At 45.3% G+C, this 25,853-nt stretch carries 24 protein-coding genes; 8 read left to right on the top strand and 16 right to left on the bottom strand.

Annotation, left to right across the window (positions count from 1 at the left end; genetic code table 11):
• Positions 1 to 12 precede the first annotated feature (12 nt).
• Positions 13 to 1,116, top strand: coding sequence for a sensor histidine kinase (locus DR864_RS06820; RefSeq protein WP_114066247.1), 1,104 nt, complete (start codon positions 13 to 15; stop codon positions 1,114 to 1,116).
• Between the two features lie 43 nt (positions 1,117 to 1,159).
• Positions 1,160 to 1,894 (top strand): LytR/AlgR family response regulator transcription factor, encoded by a 735-nt coding sequence (locus DR864_RS06815; RefSeq protein ID WP_114066246.1) that lies wholly within the window; start codon positions 1,160 to 1,162, stop codon positions 1,892 to 1,894.
• Between the two features lie 67 nt (positions 1,895 to 1,961).
• Here the strand turns inward: DR864_RS06815 and DR864_RS06810 are convergent, their stop codons facing one another.
• From DR864_RS06810 to DR864_RS06780, 7 genes are all read right to left on the bottom strand, one after another.
• Complete coding sequence (locus DR864_RS06810) at positions 1,962 to 3,347, bottom strand: Gfo/Idh/MocA family oxidoreductase (RefSeq protein WP_114066245.1); 1,386 nt, start codon at positions 3,345 to 3,347, stop codon at positions 1,962 to 1,964.
• 6 nt (positions 3,348 to 3,353) lie between these two features.
• Positions 3,354 to 4,427, bottom strand: coding sequence for a sialidase family protein (locus tag DR864_RS06805; RefSeq protein WP_114066244.1), 1,074 nt, complete (start codon positions 4,425 to 4,427; stop codon positions 3,354 to 3,356).
• A gap of 54 nt (positions 4,428 to 4,481) precedes the next feature.
• Positions 4,482 to 4,934, bottom strand: coding sequence for a DinB family protein (locus DR864_RS06800; protein WP_114066243.1), 453 nt, complete (start codon positions 4,932 to 4,934; stop codon positions 4,482 to 4,484).
• Positions 4,935 to 5,056: 122 nt separating this feature from the next.
• Positions 5,057 to 6,058, bottom strand: a complete 1,002-nt coding sequence (locus DR864_RS06795; RefSeq protein ID WP_114066242.1) for a 3-oxoacyl-ACP synthase III family protein — start codon at positions 6,056 to 6,058, stop codon at positions 5,057 to 5,059.
• Between the two features lie 79 nt (positions 6,059 to 6,137).
• Entirely contained in the window at positions 6,138 to 6,389 is a 252-nt protein-coding gene (purS, locus tag DR864_RS06790; protein WP_114066241.1) for a phosphoribosylformylglycinamidine synthase subunit PurS, read from the bottom strand.
• Between the two features lie 85 nt (positions 6,390 to 6,474).
• Complete coding sequence (pssA, locus tag DR864_RS06785) at positions 6,475 to 7,179, bottom strand: CDP-diacylglycerol--serine O-phosphatidyltransferase (protein WP_114066240.1); 705 nt, start codon at positions 7,177 to 7,179, stop codon at positions 6,475 to 6,477.
• A gap of 59 nt (positions 7,180 to 7,238) precedes the next feature.
• Positions 7,239 to 7,877 (bottom strand): MBL fold metallo-hydrolase, encoded by a 639-nt coding sequence (locus DR864_RS06780; RefSeq protein WP_114066239.1) that lies wholly within the window; start codon positions 7,875 to 7,877, stop codon positions 7,239 to 7,241.
• Between the two features lie 59 nt (positions 7,878 to 7,936).
• Between DR864_RS06780 and DR864_RS06775 the strand changes: the two genes are divergently transcribed.
• Positions 7,937 to 8,686: an LOG family protein gene (locus tag DR864_RS06775; RefSeq protein WP_114066238.1), complete on the top strand. Its 750-nt coding sequence runs from the start codon at positions 7,937 to 7,939 to the stop codon at positions 8,684 to 8,686.
• Positions 8,687 to 8,700: 14 nt separating this feature from the next.
• On the opposite strand, the gene DR864_RS06770 is transcribed toward DR864_RS06775, so the two are convergent.
• The 4 genes from DR864_RS06770 to DR864_RS06760 all read right to left on the bottom strand — a co-directional run bounded on the left by DR864_RS06770 (position 8,701) and on the right by DR864_RS06760 (position 12,499).
• Positions 8,701 to 9,069, bottom strand: a complete 369-nt coding sequence (locus tag DR864_RS06770; RefSeq protein WP_114066237.1) for an SxtJ family membrane protein — start codon at positions 9,067 to 9,069, stop codon at positions 8,701 to 8,703.
• 84 nt (positions 9,070 to 9,153) lie between these two features.
• Complete coding sequence (locus DR864_RS30055; protein WP_166558107.1) at positions 9,154 to 9,303, bottom strand: DUF5989 family protein; 150 nt, start codon at positions 9,301 to 9,303, stop codon at positions 9,154 to 9,156.
• Between the two features lie 139 nt (positions 9,304 to 9,442).
• The gene (locus DR864_RS06765; protein ID WP_114066236.1) at positions 9,443 to 10,576 is read right to left on the bottom strand and encodes an SGNH/GDSL hydrolase family protein; all 1,134 of its coding nucleotides are present in this window, start codon (positions 10,574 to 10,576) and stop codon (positions 9,443 to 9,445) included.
• 60 nt (positions 10,577 to 10,636) lie between these two features.
• Positions 10,637 to 12,499: a carbamoyltransferase family protein gene (locus tag DR864_RS06760; protein ID WP_114066235.1), complete on the bottom strand. Its 1,863-nt coding sequence runs from the start codon at positions 12,497 to 12,499 to the stop codon at positions 10,637 to 10,639.
• Positions 12,500 to 12,714: 215 nt separating this feature from the next.
• On the opposite strand from DR864_RS06760, the gene DR864_RS06755 reads away from it, so the two are divergent.
• A complete protein-coding gene (locus DR864_RS06755) occupies positions 12,715 to 13,587 on the top strand; it encodes a Ppx/GppA phosphatase family protein (protein ID WP_114070185.1) in 873 nt (290 codons plus the stop codon).
• Positions 13,588 to 13,648: 61 nt separating this feature from the next.
• Here DR864_RS06755 and DR864_RS06750 read toward each other — a convergent pair whose 3' ends face one another.
• The 4 genes from DR864_RS06750 to DR864_RS06735 form a co-directional block, all read right to left on the bottom strand.
• Complete coding sequence (locus DR864_RS06750) at positions 13,649 to 14,809, bottom strand: acetyltransferase domain-containing protein (RefSeq protein WP_114066234.1); 1,161 nt, start codon at positions 14,807 to 14,809, stop codon at positions 13,649 to 13,651.
• A 90-nt stretch (positions 14,810 to 14,899) separates the two neighbouring features.
• Positions 14,900 to 16,186 (bottom strand): aspartyl protease family protein, encoded by a 1,287-nt coding sequence (locus tag DR864_RS06745; protein ID WP_229599535.1) that lies wholly within the window; start codon positions 16,184 to 16,186, stop codon positions 14,900 to 14,902.
• A 194-nt stretch (positions 16,187 to 16,380) separates the two neighbouring features.
• Positions 16,381 to 17,007 carry a response regulator transcription factor gene (locus DR864_RS06740; RefSeq protein ID WP_114066233.1) on the bottom strand — a complete coding sequence of 209 codons (627 nt, stop codon included), beginning with the start codon at positions 17,005 to 17,007 and terminating at the stop codon, positions 16,381 to 16,383.
• A gap of 27 nt (positions 17,008 to 17,034) precedes the next feature.
• Positions 17,035 to 20,040 carry a sensor histidine kinase gene (locus tag DR864_RS06735; RefSeq protein WP_162793606.1) on the bottom strand — a complete coding sequence of 1,002 codons (3,006 nt, stop codon included), beginning with the start codon at positions 20,038 to 20,040 and terminating at the stop codon, positions 17,035 to 17,037.
• 205 nt (positions 20,041 to 20,245) lie between these two features.
• Here DR864_RS06735 and DR864_RS06730 point away from each other — a divergent pair, with 205 nt between their 5' ends.
• Entirely contained in the window at positions 20,246 to 21,493 is a 1,248-nt protein-coding gene (locus DR864_RS06730) for an NAD(P)/FAD-dependent oxidoreductase (RefSeq protein ID WP_114066231.1), read from the top strand.
• Positions 21,494 to 21,547: 54 nt separating this feature from the next.
• On the opposite strand, the gene DR864_RS06725 is transcribed toward DR864_RS06730, so the two are convergent.
• Positions 21,548 to 22,024 (bottom strand): DUF4890 domain-containing protein, encoded by a 477-nt coding sequence (locus tag DR864_RS06725; protein ID WP_162793604.1) that lies wholly within the window; start codon positions 22,022 to 22,024, stop codon positions 21,548 to 21,550.
• Between the two features lie 84 nt (positions 22,025 to 22,108).
• Here DR864_RS06725 and DR864_RS06720 point away from each other — a divergent pair, with 84 nt between their 5' ends.
• The 3 genes from DR864_RS06720 (at position 22,109) to DR864_RS06710 (ending at position 25,828) form a co-directional block, all read left to right on the top strand.
• A complete protein-coding gene (locus DR864_RS06720; protein WP_114066229.1) occupies positions 22,109 to 23,164 on the top strand; it encodes a proline racemase family protein in 1,056 nt (351 codons plus the stop codon).
• 105 nt (positions 23,165 to 23,269) lie between these two features.
• Positions 23,270 to 24,250 (top strand): ornithine cyclodeaminase family protein, encoded by a 981-nt coding sequence (locus DR864_RS06715; RefSeq protein ID WP_205319217.1) that lies wholly within the window; start codon positions 23,270 to 23,272, stop codon positions 24,248 to 24,250.
• Positions 24,251 to 24,397: 147 nt separating this feature from the next.
• Positions 24,398 to 25,828, top strand: a complete 1,431-nt coding sequence (locus tag DR864_RS06710) for a purple acid phosphatase family protein (protein ID WP_162793602.1) — start codon at positions 24,398 to 24,400, stop codon at positions 25,826 to 25,828.
• Positions 25,829 to 25,853: the final 25 nt, after the last annotated feature.

Below are 25,853 nucleotides of genomic sequence, written 5' to 3'. Positions count from 1 at the left end.
TAATTTGCTCGAATGTCGAAAAAAAGAATCTATTGGGCTTGTCAAGTAGGTAGTTGGACAGCACTCATGTTTTATGAACTTTGGGTTTTTAGCCTCGAAGACGAATTTACGTGGGAGTTCTTCTACTTAGCGATTGCCAATATTTTGGTTTGTATTTTACTCACCCATTTTTATCGTTTGGTGGTTCGTGAACGTAATTGGGTTGCGCAACCCTTGTATAAATTGGTCCCGCGTGTGATATTTTCTGGGTTACTTTTGGGCCTCATAATGACGCTTATGAACTTCCCGATTGATATTCATACTTTAAAGGAAGTAGTTAGAAGTCAGCCTTATATATTTTTTTCGCTTTGGCTTTCGTGGAGCAAGAGCATGTTTATGTGGGTGTTGAGCTACACCATTTATCATTACGTAGAAAGCATGAGAGATACCGAGATTGAAAAAATTCTACTCAAAACCTCGGTAAAAGAAACAGAAGCGAAAATCCTGCGTTCGCAATTAAATCCCCATTTTGTGTTCAATGCGCTCAATTCTATTCGGGCGTTGGTGTCGGAAGACCCTTCAAAAGCGCAGCAAAGCGTTACTCAATTATCCAATATTTTACGTAATTCGCTACTGGCCGACCGCCGAAAAACGGTTGAATTGCGTGAAGAATTGAAGACTGTAGAAGATTATTTAGCTTTGGAGAAAGTTCGTTATGAAGACCGCCTGATGGCAGATTTTCATATTGATCCCAAAACGCTTTATTTACAGGTACCTCCCATGATGCTTCAAACGCTTGTCGAAAATGCGATCAAACACGGAGTTCAGAAAGCGGTCAGTGGCGGATTTGTGCAGGTGACCTCTTTTTTGGATGGCAATTATGTGCATATCCACATTCGCAATACGGGAACGTTGGTTAAAAAAGACAACGATTTGGAAAAACACAAAGAGGCCAGCGGGTTTGGTTTGGCCAATACCGAGCGTCGTCTGCAATTAATTTACGGGGACGAGTCAGCAAGGTTCAGAATATTTCAAGAGTCGGAAGATGTCGTCAGGGCGGAAGTTATTTTGCCCACTCAGACCGAGGGGGTCTTTCGAAATACCGCCGCCAAACCAATTGTAAAAAGCCAATCATAAACATAATATCACCTAACATCTAAATCACCCTAAACATCAGCTAATGAAAGCCCTTATTATTGACGATGAAAGGCTCGCTCGCAATGAGCTACGCCGTTTGCTCGAAAATTTCCCCAAAATTGAAGTTGTTGGTGAAGCAGCCAATGCCGATGAGGCCATCAAAATGGTGAATGAACTCCGTCCAGACCTATTATTTTTAGATATTCAAATGCCGGGCAAAAACGGTTTTGAGCTCTTGGAAGCGCTGGAAGATGATACCATCCCAGAGGTTATTTTTACCACTGCTTACGACGAATACGCCCTCAAAGCCTTCGAATACAATGCGCTAGATTATATACTCAAGCCCATCGACCTTCCCAGACTGAGCGAAGCCGTTCACCGGGTGTTTGAAGAATTGGATCGCAAACACGATCATGATTCGATTTCGGAGCGCAAAATGTTGGGTGAAAATGACCAAGTTTTCATCAAAGACGGTGAAAAATGCTGGTTTGTGAAGCTCGGAAAAGTTCGTCTTTTTGAATCCATGGGCAACTATGTTCGACTGCATTTTGACGATCAAAAGCCGCTCGTTCTCAAGTCATTAAACGCCCTTGAAGAACGTTTGGACCCGATTTCTTTTTTCAGGGCCAACCGCAAGCACATCATTAACTTGCAGTGGATTGAAAAAATCGAACCTTGGTTTTCGGGTGGATTATTGGTGACGTTGCGCGGAAGCGGCGAAAAAATAGAAATATCACGTCGTCAGGCCATTCGTTTTAAAGATATGCTGAGCCTGTAACTATAAATAGGCGTCCGACGGTTGTATCCATCAGACGCCTATCTTTCATGATTTTCTCTTTCCGAACCTAACCCAGCTTTATGTCCATCGACTTGCCGCTTTTGCGACTAGCTTCGGCCATAAAACCCATGACGTGACTTTCAATGGAGGCGTCGATGGTTGAGGTCAATAACGCTCGATTATTCTGGGCCACGGCCTGCACAAAATTTTGCATCAGCCCGTGGTCACCGCCACCGTGACCCGAGTTGTTGAATTCCTTCTGGGCGCTGGCTTTCCAAATGGTGACTTCTTTGGTACGAAAATCGGTTACTTTGATTAAATCATTATCACCCTCAATTTCCCCCATGCTAAACATCACGCGGGTTTTGCGCGCTTCCCAAGCGGTAAATGCTTCCAATCCGAAAGTGGCTAAAATGCCGTTTCCAAATTGAAAAATACTGGTGTAATGGTCGGGCTGGTCGTTGTTCATACGGTATACACAGCGGCCGTAGTTGGAGGTTTTGAGTCGTTCCAAAATGGCGGGGCCTTGCAGGGATGGGTCTTCGGGAACGTCTAGTACGTGGATGCGTTTTTTCTGTTCGTAATAGACTTTGATGGCCGAGAATGGACATTCTCGCTCCACTTTGCAGCCTTCTACGCAGCGCTCGGTGCTGCCAGCGGGGGCGTTTTCGAGTTTAAACCATTTAAGATTTCCGTAAGCCGACACGGTTTTGGCGGGCGTATTGGCAATCCAACGCATGATGTCTAAATCATGACTTGATTTTGCCAAGATAAGGGGATTCGTCTTTTCGGATTCGTGCCAATTGCCCCGCACGTATGAGTGCGCCATGTGTACGTGCTCAATGCCTTCTAGGTGATTGATACTGATCATCTCACCCAACGTGCCCGAAGCGCAAAGTTCTTTCAGCTTACGAAAATACGCCGTATAGCGCAATACGTGGCAGACCGCAATGATGCTTTTTGATTTCTTTGTGGCGGCCAAAATATCCAAACACTCCTGCATGGAGGGCGAAATGGGCTTTTCGAGCAATATATGATACCCCATTTCCAGCGCTTTCATCGCAGGTCCGTAGTGGAGGGTGTCAGGCGTAGAAATGATGACGGCATCGGCAAATTTGGGGACTTTAAACACATCTTCCCACGTTTTGAAGCGATGCGCGGATTCAATACCGTGCGTTTTGGCAAAGCGTTCATTTCTAAATTCGTTCGGCTCGGCCACGCCCACCATTTTTACGTCGTTGGGGTAGGCCACGGCGTAGCGTCCATACACATTGCCGCGATTTCCTGCCCCCAGCACAATGGCCGTAATGGGCTGAGCGAGGGGGATATAATCGGGATTTTCAGGAAAAGTTATTTCCCTGATTTCGTTGGCTTGGGCGGTCGGGGTCAGGGCGGCGGCCCCGGCGGTCAGACCAAGGGTTTTGAGTACGTCGCGGCGGTTAAGGGTTGGCATTTGAGGTTACTTGTTTGTTATATCTATTCTTATCAATTCACCTTTATAATAGTCTTCACTGAAAGCAATTCCGAAAGCTAAGGCATCATTTATAAAAAAGACTTGTGTAATTGGCGGGATGATTGAAATTTTATCATTCGTATTCCAAGTAGCGCCTCCGTCTCCTGTATATGATACCGAAGCGTAGGTTTGGAGCATATCAGATTTCCTACTCACTTTAGATATTTTGCCACTGCCAAATGCATAGCCTTTTTTTGAATCAATAAAATGGACATCCCCATCTGCAGTTAATCTGCCCATTTTTTGCCATGTTTGTCCTTTATCGTTGGTTTTCCATGCATTGTCAATCACCCCTATTTCTTGATGAAATCGAATCGAATAGACACCGGAAATTCCCAGCGAAGATAAATCAAGAGGTTTCCATGACTTTCCGCCGTCCAATGTTTTTAAAATTACCCGATTTTTATTGGATGGACCGGTCGCAAATCCAATATTTTTGTCGGCAAAGTCAAGGGAGAAAATATTTAAGCTGTCATACTTCTCCATTCTCCAATTGATTCCTTCATCTTCCGAATACAATAAAGTTGATTCGTGCCTTGTATTTTGCGCTGTGACGGAGGTATTGTTAATAAAAAATAAAACTCTTTTCTGTTCATCAATTGATATATTTGAGCAACTTGAGTGGGGCGGTACTTCATAGATAGGTTGCCATGTTTCGCCACCATCTTCTGTTTTTACCAATAACTTTTTATCGGGTAATTGAGAGAATCCAAAACCTGCTTTTTCATTGCGAAAAACCAATCCGTAGACTTTATTGTTTGTTTTTGTCCAACTTAGTGCGCCATTTTCCGTCTTGTAATATTCGCCATAGATTGTCCATAGAAATCCTTTTCTCTCGTTGAGAAAGTAGAAGCCTGAAATATTGGATGTTCCGGTTGGCAAACGGGTAAATCGAATCCCCGGTACATGGTTATCGGGTTTAATGTATTTTGCAGGGAAACAGGAGAATAACAGTATTCCCAAAAAAAGAATACAAAAAGCGGTTCTCTCAAATGAAAATTGTACAACTGACTTTTTCATACTATTCCCATAAATAGTTTATGTGCGTGTTTATTATCATTTCGGGTGATAATTTCACTCCCTCAGCCACAAAATATAGTCCGTCGTTGGCAGTGGATGAAGTACGGGTTTTAGGGCGTCGATAATCTGGCCTCGGTGGTAGGCTGCATGATGGCTCAAATGTGTCAGAATCTCGCCGAGGGGCGTTTCAAAGTATTCTCCTTTGGTGTTTTGATACTTAATGATTTTATTAAATTCAACTTCATCGAGGTCTCTGACGTAGCTTTCCCATTTTTGATAACTGTGGTCGGAGGTTTCTTTGAGCCACGAAACGGGCAATAAATCCCAAATCCCAACCACTAAATGGTCGTTGGCAATCCGGGTAAACCACACCATTTGAGCGTTAAGAATATGACTCGTGAGCAGAACCGCTCTTTCGGGGGGATTGTCGAGTTTTTCGAGCGCTTCGATAATGCGTGAATTGGCCCAATATTCGTATTGGAGCAGGCGGATATGATGTGCTTTCATGGTACATGACGTTAAGGTCATGACAAGTTGGTGAAAACCTTTCAAACTGTCAAGGACTTAGCGTATGGTACCAGAAGAATTTATAACCGTCGGGTGGTTATCACTAACTACCCGACGGTTTACTACCATTTTATCAACGCAGATGCCCACGTAAAACCGCTACCGAAAGCGGCGAGGCAAATAAGGTCACCGTCTTTTACGCGGCCTTCTTCCCACGCTTCGGTGAGTGCAATGGGAATAGACGCGGCGGTGGTGTTGCCGTATTTATGAATGTTGCTGATGACTTGGTCTTCGCGGAGTTTCATTTGGTCGCGCACGTATTCGCTGATGCGAATATTGGCCTGATGCGGTACCAACAGCGAAATATCTTCGGGCTGGTAGCCGTTGGCATCCAATGCTTCTCGAATGGCTTCGGCAAAGCGAACTACGGCGTGTTTAAACACCGCATTACCGTTCATTACTACTTCAAAACCACCTTCGTCAATCATTTCTTTGGTAGCCGCGCGTGTAGGTCGGCTACTGCCGGGGTCTTTGACGTAGAGGTCTTCGGCAAAACGGCCATCGGCATGAAGGTGCGTAGAAAGAATCCGATGCGTGGGGTCTTCGGTGGCTTGTAAAACCGCCGCTCCGGCACCGTCGCCAAAAATAACGGCTACGTTACGGCCTTTAGTGCTTTTGTCGGTCCAAGTGGATTGGATTTCGGCACCTACTACCAAGATGGTTTTGTACATACCCGTTTTGATAAACTGGTCGGCAATGGAAAGGGCGTAAACGAAGCCCGAGCATTGCTCCCGAATGTCAACGACGGGGATTCCGATTAAATCCAATTCTCGCTGCATCAAAAATGCCGAACCCGGAAAGAAATAGTCGGGCGTAATGGTGGCGTAGACAATCATCTCTACGTCGGCTGGTTGCAAGCCTGCTCGTTCGAGGGCCTGCCGCGACGCGGCGGTGGCCATGCTCGAATTGGTTTCTTTGCCGTAGGTAAAGTACCGCCGCTCACGGATTCCGGTGCGTTCCTGAATCCATTGGTCGGAAGTCTCCATCAATTGGGTCAAATCATCGTTGGTTACTATCTTTTCAGGGACGTAATAACCTAAACCTGTAATTTTGGAATAAGGCATTTTTGTGGGAAGTTAAAGGTTTTTCAGTTAAGAGTTAAAAATCGACAGGAGTACTTAACCCCTTAACAGCTAACCTTTTCTAACCTTCTTTCAACGTGTATGTATAATCTTCCATAATCATATTGGCCAATAATTTGCTACAGGCAGTTTCGACGCGTTGCTGCGCATCCGCTTCTGAGTCGGCATCGAGGGCCATGGTGATGTGTTTGCCAATGCGTACGTCTGACACGTCGTCAATGCCCAAATTGTGAAGACCCAATTTGACGGCTTTGCCCTGAGGGTCCAAAATCTCTTTTTGCGGCATGACGTTGATTTCAGCGATGAATTTCATGAGGGAATTTGTGATTTAAAATGGATTGAGAGGCAGCTTTATTGAGACAAATCGGCAGGATTTTAGTCAATAAGCAAAGTCCTCGTTAGTGAAATCTAAAAATTCGTTGAAACACTGACAGTAGGATATACAGCGCTACTATCAGCGGAATGGCTGCAAATTTCAGCAAAAACAGCAAAATCACCGCCAAAAGGATAAAAATATATTTGATTTGATTGTCTTTCCAGCCAAATGTCTTGAATTTGAACGCCAAAAGGGGCAGCTCACAGATTAATAAATACGACATTAAGAGGGTATAAACTACCAAAACGGATTGATTGATAATCCACGGCTCGTACTCGGGGTGATTGCGCAGAATAAACGGCAACGCCGCCACCAAAATAGCATTGGCTGGCGTTGGCACTCCAATAAATGAATCCGATTGGCGGGTATCAATGTTGAATTTTGCCAAACGTAAACCCGAAAATACTGCCAAAATAAAGGCACTAAACGAAAGCATCATGGCCCCAATGTCAAGGGAGGTGGTGGTACGTTCCAATAACTGAAAGATTATCATGGAAGGCAGCACGCCAAACGTAACCATATCGGCCAATGAATCAAGTTCTTTGCCGATTGGCGAGGATTGGTTCAGCAACCGTGCCACAAAACCATCCAGAAAGTCAAGTATGCCCGCAAACAGAATCAAATACCCCGAAAGCAATAAATCTCCGCGAAAACTAAACACTATCCCCACACACCCACAGAGAAGGTTGCCGCAGGTCATTAGGTTTGGAATGGTAAAAAGACGCATAGTGGTAGTACGGGTAGCCGTGATGAAATAGGAATTTGTAAAATAGATAGGGCCGAAAATCAGTTAAGAAAGGGATTGGTACGGCGCTCGCGACCGATGGTGGTAGGATCCATATGCCCAGCAAATACCTGATAATCATCTTCCAAAGTCATGAATTTGGTTTTGATACTTCGCTGGAGTGCGGCAGGGTCGCAGAGCGGAAAATCGGTGCGGCCTACACTTCCTTTAAACAAAACATCGCCCCCGATGATGAAACGTTGGTCGTGGTTGACAAACGCCAAATGCCCGGGCGCGTGGCCGGGCACAAACAGAATTTCAAGGATTGAATGACCGAATTTTACCACATCACCTTCATCCAAAAAGACATCGGCTTCGACGGGTTCGTAGCCCCTGATTCCCCATAAATTGCAACGACTTTCAACAGACGCCAAAATTGGAAGTTCGTTTTTGTGCATGTACATTTTTACGCCATATTTGCGCTTTACATACGCACTGCCAAATACATGGTCTAAATGCGCGTGTGTTTGGAGGAGCATCGTTACTTTTAGCCCTTTTTGTTCGATAAAACGCGCTAACGTTTCTTTTTCTGATTGCATCAGGCAGCCGGGGTCAATAATGACGGCCTCGTTGGTTTCGTCATAAAGGACGTAGGTATTCTCGGCAAAAGGGGAGAAAACAAAAGATTGTATTTGAATCATACTTACTTCATCATATTCGACCGTAAAATTACTAAACTATTCTGTAAACACTACCGACAATGACTGATAAGCAACCCCAAAGCCCTTTTATTGATCAGCGCAAAGGATATTATTTTTTAGAAGGCCCCAAGAGCCGACGTTCTGAGTTTGTGTTTTTGTTGGAGGTAGTGTGGGAGTTTTTTAAGGGAATTCGGGCGCTGCATTTTGTGGGGCCGTGCGTAACGGTATTCGGCTCCGCTCGATTCAAAGAGGGAAGTATTTATTATGAGCAGGCCCGCGTATTGGGGAGGCGGATTTCGCAGGAATTGGGACTGACCATCATGACGGGCGGTGGCCCGGGAATCATGGAGGCGGCCAACCGAGGGGCATTTGAAAGCGGCGGGCGCTCGGTGGGGTGTAATATACAGCTTCCTTTTGAACAAAAAGAAAACCCGTATATGGAAAAGTGGGTGAAAATAAAGTATTTCTTTATTCGTAAAGTGCTCTTAGTCAAGTACTCTTATGCTTTTGTAATTATGCCTGGTGGGGTAGGCACGATGGACGAGTTGTTTGAAACACTCACGCTTATACAAACGGGAGTGATTCATAACTTCCCGATGGTTGTCATTGGTAAAGAATACTATACACCGATGATTTCGATGTTACAAAAGATGGCCGACCAAGGCACAATCTCGCCCAAAGACTTAGATTTACTTAAAGTGACCGATGACATGGAGGAGGCCATTGAGCACATTCGGGTGTATCTTACCGCCAATTTTCAAATCCAGAAACGTCGTCGGCCCATCTGGTGGCTTTTAGAAAAGAGATAATAACGAGCACTTTTCTACCAAATATTCTCCATGTCTTTTTTGATATAGGTATGATTACGCTCTACATATACGCTGTTGCCAGTTGGGCGTTTGATGCCCATTGGATTCTTTGTAGAAAGGCGATATAGCATGGCGATGGGCCATAAAAACACGTAAAACATAATCGAAAGGATGACGCGTGAGTTAAACCAACCCAGCCCTTCGGCTATTTTGAACCAAATTTTAACAATAAAATCGCCGACAACTGGAATGAAAATACTTAAAGCGCCTACGATTCCAGCAGCATATAACAAATAAAGAGCGGCAGATTTGAAAATAAACGAAAAGATAACCAGCCCCGTAACGATTACTAACTGGGCTTTACTTTTTTCAGCTTCAGACATTTTTTGAGGAGTGAGGAGTGAGGAGGTAGGAGAGAGAATTACAGTTCTTAAGCTGCTCAATTCTCGCTCCTGCTTCCTTAATACTTAAAACAATGTATAAATAAACGGTGCTACGGCTGAGCCTCCGCCAATGACAATGATGACGCCGATAAGCAATAAAAGAATAATCATTGGAGCTAACCACCACTTCTTCCGCTCACTCAGGAAAGCAAATAAGTCTTTTAAGAAATCCATCTTCGGTAAGTTTGTAGTTATTTATATACGTATTCGGTCTAAAAAACAACCAAAACGAATGGTTTATAACAGTTATAAAATGTAATTAAGCACAAATTTACACATTTTCGCATTAAGACAAAGTGAACATTTGTTGGATTTATTTTAAGGAAACCTTCATCTGCTCATACAACTTGTCAGCAATGACTGCATTTACTTTGGCGCTGGCGTGACCGTCATTCTTCCCCACAATACGCTCTTTGGGAGGAATCGGGCTCAGGTGCTCACTCAAGCGAACGACCGGAATTTGCTGATTGGTAAAGAAATCTTCAATGGGTTTGGTATAGCCATTGCTCTTCTCCACATTTTGTAAAAACGGAACCATCACCACGTACATCGGCGCTTTGTGCGCACGGGCGTAGTCCACGATTTTCTGTAAATCACGCAAGTGAGGATTCAGAATCGTGGTGTCGGTGTATGATTTCTGAACAAAGTCCGTAATCGACGCGGGCGGCATGTGCGGAAATTGCCAATAAATGTAATTGGGCAGATAAAAGCGCATCACCAACGACCCTACGCCCGGGAGCTTGATGTCGTCGTAAGGCTTGAACTCGGCCAACGTCAGTTTGGCGTCGCGGGCGGCTCTTTCTATATCATTCGGAAAATACTCCAACACCAACACATCGGGCTTAACGGGAAATTTTTGTAAACGCTGAAATTCATCGCGTGTATCAGAACCCGATACCCCCAAATTGTACACTGCGTACTTATCAGCGCCCAGTTTTTGCTCCAATTGATCCGAAAAGCGCTCTTCCGTTTTGTCTAAACCGTGTCCTGCCGCGAAAGAATCACCCAACACTAACACTTTTTTCTTCTTTTCAGCGTCCGTTTTCGGAAAATCGCGGTAGCCTTCGGTCGTAATCGGTTTCCAGTACTTGGCAAACCAAATCTGCGAAGCTTTGCTCAAATCTCCTTCATGACTTTGAGAAACAAACATAAACGCGATTTCTAATAAACCTGCCAACCACACCACCATGATCCCAAGCGTAGCGATATTGGCCACAATTTTATTGCCCTTGGGGTTTTTGATAATTCCGTAATAAAACATCCGCAATAGCTCTATTAGCACAAAAAATAGTACCATTGCTTTGGCCAAACGGATATAAAAGTTATCCATAAGGCCTGCGTAAGGGTAGTCAAACTTGATGTTTATTTTGTCGGGAAAAAACAAAAGAAACGCCGGAATACTCAAAACAGCAAGGCGGACGAGTGAGGTGATGAGTTTTGAAATCATATTAAAAATGTAGGAATAAGTCCCTGAATCATTGGTATTTGTTGGTAAATGGACCGAAATTTAATCCAGTACAAACTCCTCTTTCCAGTTATCGGTATCCTGCCATTCGGGTTGTTGACGTTTGTCAAACAGATAATTTCCTACGACCAAATAATCCATTTCGGTACGCATAAAGCAGCGATAGGCATCGTTGGGGGTACTTACGATAGGTTCGCCGCGTACGTTAAAGCTGGTGTTGACAATCACGCCGTAACCGGTCAATTTTTCAAAATCTTGAATCAATTGATAATAACGCGGATTGGTCTGCTTGTGTACCGTCTGAATACGGGCCGAAAAGTCGATGTGCGTAATGGAAGGTAAGTCTGAACGCAGATAATAAAGCTTGTCGCGCAGATCAAACGAGTCAAACTCAGCGGGCAGTTTTTTGCGGCGCGACTCTTTGACAGGATGAACCAACAGCATATACGGTGAGATTCCGTCAAAATCAAAATACTCGCCCACTTTTTCGGCCAATACCGAAGGCGCAAACGGACGGAAAGACTCCCGGTATTTGATTTTAACGTTCAGTTTTTTCTGCATTTCTGCGTTGCGGGGGTCGCCCAAAATACTGCGCGCTCCCAAGGCCCGGGGCCCGAATTCCATCCGCCCCTGTACCCAACCTACCACGTTGCCGTCGGCCAAAATTTGGGATACTTCCTTGGTCAATTCGTCAAAGTTGTCAAATTTTTTGAACGCAGCTTTGTATTTTTTGGAGACCAACTCCACGTCCAGATCCGAGAACGTAGGCCCTAGATAAGACCCGCTCATCGCATCCTGCGTGTAGTTGATGGTACGTTTTTGGTCGAAATAAATGTAGTAAGCAGTCAAGGCTGCTCCCAAGGCTCCACCTGCATCACCAGCGGCGGGTTGGATAAATACCTCCTTGAACACACCTGATTTTTGGAGTTTTCCGTTGGAAACGCAATTGAGCGCCACTCCACCAGCCAAACATAAATAGTCGGCTCCCGTGAGGCGTTTGGCTTCCTGCGCCATTTTTACCACTACTTCTTCGGTGACGCGCTGAATGGCCAATCCGAGGTTACAGTGGTGTGCTTCGAGCGGGTCTTCTGGCTTGCGGGTTTTCATTCCGAAGAGGCGTTCCCAGTCGGCTTCGCGCACCATTTTGAGGCCCGTGGCGTAATCAAAATAGTTTTGGTCCAACCAGATGGAGCCGTCTTCTTTGATGACCACGAGGTCTTTTTTGATGGTTTCAACGTACTTGTCAACCTCTGGCGAGGAAGGATTACCGTACGGAGCAAGTCCCATCAATTTATATTCTCCCGAATTGACCTTAAAGCCCAAAAAATACGTAAATGCCGAATATAAAAGCCCCAATGAGTGAGGGAAACGGAGTTCTTTCAGAATAGAAATTTTATTGCCTTCGCCCGAGCAAATCGAAGCGGTAGCCCATTCACCTACGCCGTCGATGGTCAGAATCGCTGCTTTTTCGTAAGGAGAAGGATAGAATGCGCTGGCGGCGTGCGATAAGTGGTGTTCGGGAAAAAGAAGTTTAACGGGGTTCTTTTTGTCGTACCCTATTTTCTCTAATTCTTCATTGATGAGTCGTTTGAGAAACATTTTCTCTTTAATCCACACCGGAATGGCGGTGATAAACGACTTGATACCCTTGGGAGCAAAGGTATAATAGGTTTCCAGCAAACGTTCGAACTTGAGTAAAGGCTTGTCATAAAAAACAATGGCATCCAGTTCATTAAGGGTAGTTCCGCCGTATTCTAAACAATAGTTGATGGCATTGGAAGGGAAGTTTGGATCGTGTTTTTTACGGGTAAAACGCTCTTCCTGGGCGGCGGCGACAATTTCGCCATTGTCAATCAGAGCGGCAGCTGAATCGTGGTAAAATGCGGAAATTCCAAGTATCTTCATTCTAAGATGGGATAAAATAGGGGGTATTTGTGATGATTTTTGTTGAAAATCTTGACAATGTTACTACAACTTTGCCGGTTTTTGGTTTTTAAACTTCTATATAATGCAGACAAAACTAAGGAGGATTATGAGAAATTTCAAAAATTAACGAATTAGGTTATTAAAAGGTATGCCGCTAGGTTTTACATTTGCACAAACTAAATGACAAAAATTCATTGAAAATCGCGGCAATTGATATTGGCTCCAACGCAGCGCGCCTACAGATTTCATCCGTTCTGCACGATGGTGGTTATACCAGTTTCAAAAAGGTGGAATACGTTCGTTTTCCATTACGTCTTGGACATGACGTTTTTAATTTCGGCAACATCACGCCAGAGAGCGAAGCTCGTACGGTCAAGCTGATGCAGTGCTACAAACTGTTGCTGGAACTGCACGAAGTCGAGGGTTACATGGCCTGCGCCACTTCGGCCATGCGCGAATCTGCCAATGGCCAGGACATCGTAGAGCGGATTGCAGCAAGTACGGGCATTCAGATTCACATCATTGACGGCACCCGTGAAGCGCAGCTCATCAACAATGTTGTGGTCCAGGCATTAGAAGACGGCCAATACCTTCACATCGACGTAGGAGGTGGAAGCACAGAATTGAACATTTATTTTAATCGGCAAAAAATTGCCACTAAATCGTTTAAAATTGGCTCGGTGCGTTTGTTGGAAGGCAAGGAAAGCAAAGGAGCTTGGGGGAAAATGGAACAATGGATTGAGGATAATGTAGATTCGCTCGAACCCATCGTGGCCGTCGGAACGGGCGGTAACATTTCCAAGCTTTTTAATTTAGTCTCCAAAACCGCCGACAACTCGACTTCTTTGTCGGAACTGAAACGAATGCGTGACTACATCGCCTCGTTTAGCCAAGAAGAACGCGTCAATAAACTAAGACTCAATGCCGACCGTGCCGACGTGATCATTCCAGCGGCGGATATTTATACTTCAGTTATGAAATGGGCGGGTGCTGATAAGATACTGGTGCCCGACTTGGGATTGAAAGACGGCATTATTCAGTTGGTATATGAAAAACTGAAAAAGTAGAAGTACATTACGTTGTTACACAAAACCCCTTCGGCTTTTATAGTCCAAAGGGGTTTTGTATTTACAGATAAGAAAGCCATTTTATGTTTCGGTGCGTGGCTTTGTAGTTTGCATACCAACGGCACAATGGATACAAAAATAAAACCACAGCGACCCATACGCCATAAACTGCACCAAGCTCGATGCCGGAGTTGGGCGGTCGCCCAAAGCTGAATGTACCAATCGCAATATCTTCCCAGCGAAAACCCTGCAAAAACAACATTCCAAACATGACACTGTGAATCAAATACCAGTGAATCAGGTAATAAAACATTGGAACTTTGCCATAAGTAGCCACAACCTTTGTAAAAGTGTTGGGTTGAATATCGCCCAGCGCTAACAATCCAAACATCAGTCCGAGCATAACCAGCGTATAAAGCAAGGAAGGTGGGTATTTGGATACATTGATGAAGGATAAAAAGGTAAAAAGACTTGACTTTTGCGCTGCCCACTGAGTAGGGTTGCCGTAAAAATTGAGGAGTCGAATTACCACAAACAGACTTATTGCTAACAATGCGGAGCGCCAAAGTATGATTCTGCGAGCTGGGGCGGCTTTTTCAAATACGCTGCCGAAGCCAAACCCCACCAACATAATGCCAAGCCAAGGAATGAAAGGATACAAAGTTCCGAGCGTGAAGTTCGGAGAAAGCGTAAATACATTGGTGACAAACAAAAATGACCAGCCAACTGCTAGACTCTGAGTTTGGGGAATAGGAATGAGAGTGGTAAGACCATGCAACACGACAATGCCCCACCCGATGATTCCTAATACTTTGGCTGGAACTTTTAACAAAAAGGATAAAGCCACAAAACCCAACCCGATGGCAAAAATAACTTGCAGAATAATGGTACGGAAATGAATATCGAACCAAAAGGCAAAATTGATGACCGTGATTTCCAATAGCATCAACCAGAGTCCTCTGGTTAGCAGGAAGCGTTTGGTTTTCGCGGGATTGTGTTGGCTTTTAAAAGTTAAGTACGCCGAAGCACCCGACAAAAAAACAAAACTGGGTGCGCAAAGATGCGTTACCCAACGCGTCATAAACAGGGCTGCGGTAGTGGTTTGTAAATTGGTAGGGTCTTGGGTTAACGCGGTAGTGTGCAGCAAGTCCCGAACGTGATCTAATGCCATGATAATCATGACAATACCCCGTGTAACATCAATTGTGTGAATTCGTTTCATGGATTTATCTTTTGGCTTAGGGGCCTAAAGATAAACAGAAACCCACAGAAGTAAAGGAGATTTACTGCTGTGGGAATAGATTTTAGTTGTTTAAATAATCCGCTTCAACGCAAAATTGGCTGATACCAGCCGCCCGTTGCGGCGCACAACCACGTGCATTTCCTTGCCTTCGCGGCGTTGAAACATTCGGTAAATATCTGGCAGCCCCATGGTTTCGACCGATTGGCTGTTGATCAGAAGAACTTCGTCACCCTCTTGCAGTCCTGCCTGAAAGGCGGGTGAGCCTTCGATTACGTTTTCAACAAAGAATTGCCGAAAGCCCTTCCCTTTGGCTCGTACATCCATGCCGCTCATGTCGTGCTCAAAGCGTTCTTTGAAGCGTTTTTTGTTGGGTTTCAGCACAATGTACCCTGCTTCATAATTAAACGTAACCTTAAAGCGACTTAGCAATTCTCCGCCCATGTTTCCATCGCGGTGCGGCGACTGGTCGGTGAGTTTCATGCCAAAGGCTGAGCTATCTGGAAAAGTGGTCAAAACATCATTTAATTCAAACTGTCCGATACGGACTTTAGGAAGTCGACCGATGTGGCCGTTGATAACCCCCGCCAAGCCAACGCCTAGCTGCGATTTTACCACTTTTTGGGGTAATTGGATATTGCTGACCGAAGTATTGAGCATTAAAGCGTGCCCCGCACCCGTATCCAACACCACCCGAATCGGTAATTCGCGGTCATTGGACACGACCGTTACGGCGTCGAGATAGGGCTTGGTTTTTTCAATTACAATCGGAAATCGGTCGCCCTGCTTGGCCGTATATTTGTATTTGACAGGCGTTGTCAATGTAAGTTCCTGTCGCTGAAAATCAATCGTGACCACAAATTTGTTGAAGATTTCGTACCCAAAAATGCCGTGAATGGGCGTTCCTACCACCTCCGATAACCGCAAGATTTCGCTGTCCATTACCACAATGTTATGTTTGAACCCTTGCATTTTGCCCATTTTGAGCGTGTTGCCTATGGTGACATCGGCCGCAATAGATTTGCCGTTGCCCATGCCTTCGATTTTCATTTTGCGAACCGATTTCATGCCCAGTTTTTGCGCAACGGCAACATCGGTCAAAATCGTTGAACCCACGCCAGTATCAAGCACAAATCGGAGGGTATCTGATTTGTTGATGCGCACGGGCACAATGATGAGATTGGAGTGTAATTCAAACGAAATCCGAGTCGATTGGCGACCGTTGGCTAAGTGCAGCCCATGGATTTGTTCCTGTTCTTTTTGCTCGATGGCTCGGCCGCTGAAGCACACAAAAACAGTAGCGAGGCAAAATACTAAGTATTTCATTTTCATGGCTTTGTAAGGGTTATTTGAAGCCATGAAGTAAAGGTATTTATCAATACAGCGCATCACCCCAAAATAGGGGTTTTGGGGCCAATGAATTGTTTATCAGCTGATTTTGGAGAAGCTAACCCGTCTGACAGTTGAAAATTGGGCTAACCCGTCCGACGGTTTTGAACTGGGACGCACAGTCCGTCCGACGGGTTAGTGAATATCCCCCAAAAATAGGTAGGTTAGATAAGTTTGTCTTTTACCGCTTTTTTGAGGGCTTCGGTCTTGTTAGTTACGTGTAGTTTTTGGTAAATATTCCGAATGTGGGTCTTAACGGTTTCAACACTGATAAACAGTTCGTCGGCAATCGAATGATACGTTTTTCCCCTGGAAAGAAGCGTCAAAACGTCCGTTTCTCGGTCAGAAAGAGGGGTGTTTAGGTTGCGTTGAAATGACTTTACCACCAGCGATGCAATTTTTGAGCTCATGGGCGCACCACCGCTCAATACCTCATCAATGGCATTGAGCAGACGGATGTGGTCTGTATCTTTGGTCAAATACCCCGAAGCACCCGCACAAAGCGCTTCAAAGACCAATTTGCCATCTTCATGTACGCTGATGACCAGAATCGTGGTGTGTGGTCGTTCGCGCAAGATGCGTTTGATGCCTTCAATACCGTGCATTCCCGGAAGCTCAAGATCAATCAATACGAGGTCGGGAGCGTCTTTTTTTAAGTTTTTAAGGGCATCGATGCAGTTCGTGTACGTGTTCACGACGTGAAAACGTTGCTGACTTCCAATGATGAGCGCTAAGCCGTCTTTGACGGCTTCGTTGTCTTCAATAACGGTGATTTTTGTAACGTTACTCATTATACGTTTATAGGTTTACCCCAAAAGCTAACTACTTTTGGGGGAGGCTGTTTTGGTAGGAATGCTCCCTCGCAGCAAAACGATTGTTCCTTTGGGAGGGGTAGGCGTAATGGATAAATGACAATGGATTCTTTCGGCGCGTAAGCGCATGTTATTCAGTCCTTTATGATAACCTTCGGTGGGGAATATGATGCCAGTACCATCGTCAATCAGGGCAAAAGACATCATTTGATTTTCGATTGTAGCCCGAAAAATGATGTTTTGACATTGAGCATGCTTGACGCAGTTGGTTAAAGCTTCTTTGAAAATCATAATTACCTGAATGCTTCGGCCGGGTGGAAGGTGTACGTTTTCGTACTCGTTAGGAAAACGAATATCGGTATGAAAATGAATGGGGGTATCTTGTAATAAATTTTCGCCTAAATCCTTGATATACAAGGCTAATTCGTTGATTTGATTGCTTTCTGGGTCAATCGACCAGATGAAATCTTTGGTGTCTCGAAAGAGCTTGACAACGTTTTTTTCAATTTCTCCCACAATGCGTTTTTCCTCACTTTCGTGTCCGTTGTAACGAAGTTTAAGCACGTTGGATTGCATTCGAATGGCGGCCAAACGATTGCCTAATTCGTCGTGAAAATCCTGTGCTATTTGTACCCTTACGGCGGCTTCTGCTTCCTGTTTTAGCTTTTCATACGCCAATACCCGCCGTGTACGGTATTGAATATAAAGCTTTTGGCATAAAATACCGAGAGATATTAACGTGGCAGCAATGAGCAAAATAAACCACCAACGTTGATAAAAAGGTGGAATAATCTCAAAAGTATAGGTCGAAATATCTCCCCAATGATTGTCGCCGTAGGAGGCACGTACTTTGAAGCGATAGCAGCCCGGCGTGAGATGGGAGTACACAACGGCTGTTTGGTCGGTTGGTCCGAGCCAGCCTTCATCCGCTCCTGCCAATTGGTACTGGTACCGAACATGGTCCGGACGGGTGTGATTGATGGCTATAAAGCTGATTCTCAGTTGGTTTTTGGTGTTTGGTAATGATAAACCGTCGTACACTTGGTTCCATTTGCTTTGGCCTTGGGCGTAGTGGGCAAGGTCGGTTGTGTCAAAAGGAATTCTGACATCTGTAAAATGGACTTTTAATGCTTCTGGGCGAGATTTGAGGTTGCTCTCGCGGTGCCTGAAGAGTCCTTTGATGGTTCCAATCCATAATTCCCCGTTGGGGGCCACAAAGGCCGTATTGGCGTTGGTTTCGCGGGCGGTAAAGCCGTCAGTTTCGTTGTAATGCCTAATATTGCTGATTTTCAGGTTTTTATCAATCGTGATTAAATCAATGCCGCGCTCGGTACCGACCCATAATCGGCCTTGCTTGTCAAAAATGGTGTTGTAAATGAGGTTGGAACAAAGCCCGTTTTTTACGGTATAATACTCCTTTTTGCGCGTTTTTGGGTCAAACACCGCAATACCGTCTTCAAAACTTCCCAAGGCCAGCAGACCGTCGTCTCGCTTAGCCATGCTAAGGGCGGGAAAAGAGGCGAGGTCACGGTCGTACATAAAATCGTAGACATTTCCATTTTTCAGGATATTCAATCCGCCAGGGCCAGAGGCAATTAGTTCATTATCATTGAGTTGTAGTGTTCTTCGCACAAATCGACCTTTTAATCCCTCCTTAGAAGTATAGTGATGGAGTTGTTTGCCATCGTGCAAAATTAACCCGTTAGAAGTGCTAATCCACATCTCTTTCCCCTTTCCTGCTTCCATAAAAAGCGTGACTCCGTGCGAAAATAAATAAGCATCAAGCGGAATGTATTCTATGGCTGTTTTTGAAATTTTATATACCCCAGCCCCCGCCAGTCCAACCCAGGTATTGCCTTCATTATCAACGGCTAGGCAATTGACCCGCTTGCCCAAAAGTGGTTTGGGGAGCGGCAGTATTTTGTTGGTTTTTGTATCCCAAATATCCATTCCATGATCGAAATAGCTAATCCATAATTTACCGTCGGGGGCAAGGGCAAAACAGGAGATGGTATTGCTGCTTAAACCAGATGTCGCATTCAAACCCGTGAAGGCAGGGTTGGTGAATTTATAGACGCCGTCGCCGTCGGTGGTAAACCAGATATTTCCTTCGCGGTCTTCCAACATTCCTTTGACCATGAAGTTTGTAAAACCATTTTGGACGCCAAACTTTAAGAGGCTCCCTTTTTGGTAACGCATCGCTCCCGTGGTAAGGCCCATCCAGATACTGCCGTCGGAGGTTTCGGTCATTTCGTGCGCGAGTTCTTTGCTAATAAATTGCAAATCAGCGATTTTGATGTCAGAGTTATGGGCGGAAGTTCGAAAAACCCCCTTTTCGGTTCCCAGCCAAAGGCTGTCTTTGGTGTCAAATAAAATACACCGCAACACCATGCCGTCGGGCGTATGATACCGAGATTGAAGTCCTTTGGGGGTTACCTCAAAAATTTCACCGCTGTAGGTCGAAACCATCAACTTTTTGTCGCGCGTGCCCGACATATCACTGTAAAAGGAGGGGCGAACTGCGCCACTTTTCTTCAAAAAAATAAGGCTGTCGTTGACTATTTTCCCCAATTGACTCGCATTACAAATGGCGTACACATTGCCTTTCTGGTCACCAATAACGGAGGAAACAGTATACGACTCACGATTGGGAGCGTGTACGGGGCGGGTATTTTTGCCATCGTAGATAGAGAGGCCGAAAGGTGTACCGATGTACATTAGGTCTTTAGCGTCAATTTCGAGTGATAAAATATTGTTGGCGGGCAGGTTATCCTCTTTTCGGTAGGTGGTAAAATGCAGTCCATCGAAGCGAGAAAGCCCGCCGCCGCGCGTGGAAAGCCAAATGTACCCAAAGCGGTCCTGCTCGATGTCGGAGACCTGCGATTGGCCCAACCCCGAAAAAATATCGTAGTGCCGGAAATAATAAACCTGCGCCACTGATACTCGCAGTACCAGTGAGAACAGCAAAGGGGCAACCCATCTGCTGGTGGTTAAAATGTTGATTGACTTCACATTGCTAAGTCTGTTTTAGAGAATATTCTATATGGCTGAAATTTTGAATATTCACGACAGGAAGTAAGTGTACAAATGTAAAACAAATCTTTATATCTGCTTAAAAATAGGGTAGTTAATATTTCATCAAAATTCATCAATTTCTGGCTATGAAAACTCCTCGGGGGCGTCGTACCTTTGGCCTGGAGAATGTAAATTTTAAACGATGAATTCAGTAACGATTATCGGGGGAGGGGTAAGCGGCCTTTTTTCGGCCTATTATCTTCAAAAAGCCGGCCATTCGGTCACCATCATTGAGCAGGGGGCATTTTTGGACGGTTGCTCTTTTGGCAATGCAGGCATGATTGTCCCGAGTCATATTGTGCCGCTGGCCCAGCCGGGCATGATTTCAAAAGGATTGCGCTGGATGCTTAAATCCACCAGTCCGTTTTATGTAAAGCCACGGTTGAGTTGGGATTTGATGAAATGGGGATTGTTGTTTTATAAATATTCCACCGAACAACACGTCCAACGTTCCATTCCTATTTTGCGGGATATAAGTTTGCTTTCCAAAAAACTCTTTCAAGACTTAGCCGCTTCTGGCGAAGTAGATTTTGGATGGCACGAGCGTGGATTGTTGATGCTGTACAAAAACGCCGATACCGAGCATGAAATGGCCGAAGAAGCGCACTTGGCCAATCAGGCGGGAATTGTGGCTGAGATGCTAAACGGCGCTCAAGTGCAGGCGCTTGAGCCTGAAGTACGGGTAGATGTGCGCGGTGCAGTCTACTACCCAGGTGATGCTCACATAACGCCCAATTTGCTTATTAAGAACTTATTAGTCTTTCTTAAAAAACAGGGAGTGCAGGTTTTGGAAAACGAAGAGGTGCTTGGTTTTGAGAAAAAAGGAACAAAAATAACGGCGGTTCAAACGGCCAATGGAAGCCATAAAACCGAAGAACTAATCATTGCGGCGGGTGCTTGGTCGCCCGTATTGACGGAGAAGCTGGGTATTTCGTTGCCTTTACAGGGAGGGAAAGGATACAGTTTTATGCTCAAAAATGTAAAAAATAATATCCACGTACCCGCCATTATGCTTGAAGCGCGCGCCACGGCGACTCCTATGGGCGGCGACTTACGTTTTGCAGGTACCTTGGAAGTTGCGGGAACGGATATGACGGTCAATATGAACCGCGTACGGGGAATTGTGCAGGGAATTAAGAATTATTATCCCGAACTGGAAGTACAACTACCCGAAGTAGACAAGGTATGGCGCGGCTTGCGGCCCTGTTCGCCCGATGGGCTGCCTTACATCGGACGAGTAAAAGGACTGGATAATGTCACGCTCGCCACGGGTCATGGGATGATGGGCGTGAGTTTGGGTCCTGCTACAGGAAAGTTAGTCGCAGAAATTGTGACGGGCAAGGCTGAATCTATGGATGTTCATGCTTTCAACCCTTTGCGTTTTAGCTAATTAATAGCTTTTGGTCAGGAGTTGTTCTAGTTATCACAATTCCTGACCAAAAAATTAATTTTTAGCCGTCTGGGTATATGGCATCCCTTTTTTCTTCTTCTCATAGATTTCCCACTGCTCGGGCGTGAGAATTCCTTTGAATTTTTCGTCTTTTTCAGTTTGCCATTTATCCACCGTTTCCCGTATTTGTTGGATTTCCTGCGGAGAAGGGCGTGAATTGGCGTGAATTTTCATGAACGCCTCCTGATAATCGCTTAATTTCAAGGCATGGTCCAAATTGAGCGTTTCGATAGAAATTGATTGATCTTCGGTAAGCTTAACTTTTTTGTCCAACCACTTGGTTTGCTCTTCGGCAATTTGGTCGGGCGTCAGTGGTTTTTTGGGTGTAGAGGGAAGCTGGTTCATGCTTCGAGAACCGTATCCACGGCCATAGCCGCCGTATCCTCCACCGTAGCCACCATATTGCGCCATTGTTTGAAAACTTATAAAAAGGGTAGCTACGAGGCAAAATTGTAGGAATCCTATTTTCATCGTGTGTCTTTTTTAGAAAATTGGTCGAAATGTAGTTATTTTCGATGCACTTTCAAAAATACTATCCCTGTATTCTTTCAGTTTATGACTCCTTTTTATCAACGCATCCGGGCTCTTAATGCCTGGAAACCGCCCCAAGATTGGCTTCAATTGACCGCCATCGACGCCCATACTGGCGGGGAACCGTTGCGAATTATCACGGATGGATTACCCCAAATCAGGGGGAATACAATTCTGGAACGACGGGCTTATTTAAAAACAAACCTTGACCATTTGCGCAAAGCTTTAATGTGGGAACCGCGCGGCCATGCGGATATGTACGGGTGCATCATTACCGAACCAGTAACCGAAGAGGCTGATTTTGGGGTGATTTTTTTGCACAATGAAGGCTACAGTTCCATGTGTGGGCACGGCATTATTGCAGTGACCAAGGTGGCGGTTGAATTAGGATTGATTGAGGCAAAACAACCCGTCACAACGGTCAGAATTGATGCGCCAGCGGGCTTGATTACGGCCTGTGCCAACGTGAAAAATGGACAGATAACGTCGGTGAGGTTTCAGAATGTACCTTCTTTTGTCTTGTACCGCGACCAGCGTTTGACGATAGAAGGCTTGGGCGAAGTGTCATTTGATGTAGTCTATGGAGGTGCTTTTTATGCGTATGTAGACGCAGACGCACTGGGCATAGGCATGACGATTGGAGATTATCGTTTGTTGATTGAAAAAGGAATGGTCATCAAAAAGGCCGTGATGGATTCACTGCCAATTGTTCATCCTTTTGAAGAAGATTTAAGCTTTTTATACGGGACCATTTTCTACGGGAAAGGCCATACCGAAGGCGTTGACAGCCGAAACGTCTGCATTTTTGCCGATGGTGAAGTAGACCGCAGTCCTACGGGAACGGGGGTGAGCGGGCGCGTGGCGTTGCAACACGCGCGCGGTGAGCTGGCCATGAACCAACCGATGGTGATTGAGAGCATTGTAGGGAGTCGCTTTACGGCTTCTATTCAATCCATCACGACCTTTGGCCCACACGCGGCAGTCATCCCTGAAGTGGAAGGGACCGCTCATATTTGCGGTAAAAACACCTTTTTGATTGACCCAAAAGATGAATTGGGAAAAGGGTTCTTTTTACGGTAATGGGTCGGGAGTGGAGATATGTGCCGTCGGGTTCATAACCCCGATGGTTGTCGTTTATCAAAACAACAACCATAAACTTACTTTATCTTAAACATACTAACTGCCTTGCATACATTTCGCTATTTTTCCCGTCAGGCCGTCGAAGAAGGAGTTACCATGCCTGAGGCCATCGAATTGATGAAAGAAGCTTTTCGCAGCCTATCGGTGGGGGAGGCGGTGGTGCCGTTGCGAGTAAACCTGCCGCAGCCTGCACAAAACGCCCAAACGCTCTTTATGCCCGTGTATCTACCATCAGCCGAGGTTTTAGGTCTGAAAATGGTCACGATTTTTAGGGATAATCCAGCGCAAAATCTCCCCTTGATTCACGGGCTGATGCTCGTAATGGATGGCACCAACGGGCAGCCGCTGGCGCTATTGGATGCAGAATACCTGACCGCTCTACGAACGGGGGCGGCGGCTGGCTTGGCGACGGATTTATTGGCCCGTAAAGACGCGACTGTGTTAGCGGTTTTTGGCACAGGAGCGCAGGCACGTACGCAGGTCGAGGGAGTTGCTGCCGTACGGGAGTTGCAAAAAGTACTGGTTTTTGGGCGAAATCCAGAGAATACAGAAGATTTTTGTATAGCAGTGCGGGCAAAAACGGGGCTGAAAATGGAAGGAGCATACGCCCCTGAGCAGTTGTTGGAGGCGGATATAATTTGCGCCGCCACCACGTCCAATGTGCCTGTTTTTGAACATCGCTACCTTAAAAAAGGTGTACACATCAATGGCGTGGGTTCGTACCGCCCCGATGCCCGGGAAATTTCTGGGCAGACCATGCAGGCCGCGACTATAGTGGTAGACCAACGAACGGCGGCCGCTGCCGAGGCGGGCGATATTGTCTTGCCTATGAATGAGGGATTGCTCGAAGATGCCGCCAATTTTGTTGAGCTAGGTGAGATTATTTTGGGAGCAAAACCGGGACGCATTTCGGAGGATGAAATCACGGTTTTTAAGTCCGTAGGCAATGCTGTGCAGGATTTGGCTGTGGCGAGTTACTTAGTTGGGAAAGCCCAAAAAGAAAGTTTAGGTATAGTTTTGATGTGACTTTTGGGATGTAATCGAGTATCACATTAAAGAAACAGACATTTTTTTAATGTACCAATTTGAATTTAACCTTTTATATTGCCGACGATTTATAGACGATATATACTGGATTGATAGAGGAATAAAGGGAGAAAAAGTATGAACGTTATGAATTATTGGGTACTTCTATGCACATCTTCTACGGTTTGCTGCGCCCAGTCCATTATCACGCGGGGGCCTTATTTAAATAACTCTGATACCAAAGCGACTATTCGCTGGCGGACAGACAGTCCCACAAATTCGGTCGTGACCATTGGCGCTGCCACCTATACCAATTCGCTCCAAACCACTGAGCATATTGTGAAAATAACGGGTTTGACGCCCAACTCCCATTATTCATACCGTATTGGAAGTACAAGTTATACCTTTCCAGTCGACACAAATTATCATTTTCATACCGCCCCGGTTTCGGGTAGCTATGTACGTCCTGTAACGGTGATTGGGATTGGGGATTTCGGGGTAAGTACAACGGCGCAAAACGATGTGGAAAATGTTTTGCCACAGCAGGCGGATGTTTGGCAATGGTATGGCGACAATGCGTATCCTATCGGCTCAGCGGCTGAGTATGAGGCCCATGCCTTTGGCCCTCATTATCGAAATCATTATCCTAAACTCAATCTTTTGCCGAGTTTGGGAAACCATGATGCCGTCAGTTCTTCTCCCACTACCCAAACTGGGCCTTATTTTGAGTATTTTAGTCTTCCGTCATCGGGAGAATATGGGGGTGTAGCCTCCAATACTGCCGCCTATTATTCATACAATTATGGGCACGTTCACTTCATTGTTTTAGAATCAACAGAGGCTCCTTTTCGCAGTGCTACTGGTGCAATGGCCAATTGGCTTCGGCAAGATTTGCAGGCGGATAAAAGCCTTTGGAGGGTTGTCTATTTTCACCATCCCCCCTTTTCAAAAGGCTCACACAACAGTGACCTCGAAATAGACATGGTGGAGATGAGGCAAAATATAGTTCCTATTTTGGAACAATACGGGGTGGATTTAGTATTGACAGGCCATTGCCACGGGTACGAACGAAGTCATTTTATGCACGGTTTTTATGGTACTTCGTCACAATTCAACGATTCGTATCGCTTGTCTTCGGGGACGGGGTTTCCCGAACCCTATCAAAAAACGAACAAAGGGGCGGTTTATGCCGTAGTGGGGACGGGAGGAGTTGCTTTGAAAGGCTCTGGGATTCATAACGCAATGGCGACTTCTGTTTTCAATAAATATGGCTTTGCTAAAATGACCTTCACACGTGACAGTCTTTGGTTTCAGTTTATAGGAACTGATAAACAGGTAGTTGATCAGTTTATTATTCGAAAGGTGCAACCCTGTCCTGACCAACTTGTTTTTAGTTCTCCACCTCACCTCGGAACCCAATCATTTGAGGCACACCTGACCATTACCTCTACTAATCAGACGGCAAAAGGAAGTGCAATTTCGTATTCAGCAGGTAAATCGGTAGAGCTTAAACCAGGGTTTTCGACGTCTTCGGGAAGCATTTTTCAAGCCACTGTCGGAGGGTGTAATCCCCCTTGAACCTTTAGTTTATCCTTTAAAATAC

The sequence above is a fragment of the Runella rosea genome, assembly GCF_003325355.1.
GTDB classification, from domain to species: Bacteria; Bacteroidota; Bacteroidia; order Cytophagales; family Spirosomataceae; genus Runella; species Runella rosea.
This window is presented reverse-complemented; position numbering and strand designations above follow the sequence as displayed.